Genomic DNA, 504 nt, shown 5'->3' on the forward strand with positions numbered 1-504 from the left:
CGCTTGATGGCGAATTCGTACCATAGAGATGAATTCTAACGCGTCTTTTAAGTCCTGAGCTCGACCTTTTGGCAAGATGCCTGCGTCAATAATATCGTCGAGACGTTCAAACGAGTTTTGTGCACGAGAGCCCACTGCCAAGGCATGCACACGAATCAGATCAACCAGCGGCGCGGTGCCACGACGTTTTAGGTTGATCGAGTTTTTGTGCTGGCCGTCTTTTTCCATCACAAAATCTTTGAAGAAGCCTAATGGCGGCGTGCGGTTTAGCGCATTTCGAGCCAAACATGCTAAGAAGCGATTATTTTTACGCGCTCGACGCACAATGAAGCTGGTGAGCTGTTCTGCCCATTTTAAGCGGCCATACACGCCATCTAAATCGAAAAATATTGATGCATTCAGTAACGCTTTCGGGTTGGGATCGTCAATCCAGTCAGCGAAACATTCTTCCCATTCGGAGCGAGTCATTCGCCACATCGGGTTTGTGGCCATGGTGTCACCGGT

The 504-nt window shown here is 49.0% G+C and carries 1 protein-coding gene; it reads right to left on the minus strand.

What is annotated here, in order from left to right; translation table 11 throughout:
• The coding region (locus tag R7E78_RS30995; protein ID WP_318059254.1) for a putative nucleotidyltransferase substrate binding domain-containing protein at positions 1-504 on the minus strand (504 nt) is incomplete at both ends.

This window comes from Vibrio sp. YT-19(2023), from assembly GCF_033337395.1.